The following is a 1,129-nucleotide window of genomic DNA, read 5'->3' on the forward strand; positions in this document are numbered from 1 at the left end:
CCGGGCGAGGCCGCGGCCGCCGCGCTGGCGCCGCAGCCCTGGCCGGTGTGGGACACGCCGCCGAGCCTGCTCACCGCGCACGGCCGCACCGCGGTGGAACGCAGCGGCGACTACACCCGGCAATGGCTGCTGCGCGATGGCGTGCTGCCGGCGCAGGGCTGCCCCGCCGACGGCACGGTCAGCATCTACGCCAACACCGACCAGCGCACCATCGTCAGTGCGGAGCTGCTCGCCGACACCCTCGCGCCCGGCTGCCATCTGCAGGCCGGCCACCAGGCCGAAGGCAGCGACGATCCGCTGTTCCGTCCGGTGGAAGCCGGCGCGGTGGAGTTCGATGCCGCCGCCGCGGTGGCCTCGATCCAGCGCCAGACCGGCGGCCCGGGCGCGGTGCTGGCACCGTACGCGCGCGAACTGCGCACCATGCAGGAGATCCTCGGCTGTACGGAGCGCTGCGACTTCGTGCACATGCCCTCGTCGCTGACCCCGGGCGCGAACGGGCGCAGCCTGGCCTTGCACGGGCCGCTGGACCTGACCTCGGGCACGGCCGAGGTGTTCATCCTGCAGTACGCAGAAGGCATGCCGCTGGACCAGGTCGGCTGGGGCCGCGCGACGCCGGCGCGCATCGCTGCGGTGTCGCGACTGCACGCCTTGCTGTTCGAGATCTACGCACGGCCGCAGTACATGGCCGCGCGCGCGGGCGCGCCGCTGGCGCACCGCCTGCTGGACACGCTGGGCGCGGACGACGCGCCGCGGCTGAGCGTGCTGGTCGCCAGCGACACCCACATCGCCGCGCTCAGCGGCCTGCTCGACCTGCATTTTCATCTGCCCGGCTTCGGCCGCGACGACGCGCCCCCCGGCGGCGCGCTGGTGGTGGAGCAGGTGCGCGACCCGCGCAGCGGCCAGCGCTATGTGCGTGTGCGCTACCAGGCGCAGTCGCTGGATCAACTGCGCGCGCTGACTCCATTGAGCCTGCGCCACCCGCCGCTGCTGCAGACGCTGCAGATTCCGGGTTGCAGCGACGCCGCGACCGGGCTGTGCCCGCTGCCGAAGTTCCAGGCGCTGCTGCACGCCGCGCTGCAGCGCCGCGGCTGAGGCGCTCCCGCCGTGACCATCGCTGCTGGCTGGGGGG

The 1,129-nt window shown here is 74.2% G+C and carries 1 protein-coding gene; it reads left to right on the forward strand.

The features are described 5' to 3' along the window. A partial coding sequence (locus D180_RS11325) for a histidine-type phosphatase (RefSeq protein WP_017912882.1) occupies positions 1-1,092 on the forward strand: 1,092 nt, incomplete at its 5' end. Positions 1,093-1,129: the final 37 nt, after the last annotated feature.

Origin of the sequence: Xanthomonas sp. SHU 166 (assembly GCF_000364685.1) — a bacterium.
Lineage (GTDB): Bacteria > Pseudomonadota > Gammaproteobacteria > Xanthomonadales > Xanthomonadaceae > Xanthomonas_A > Xanthomonas_A sontii.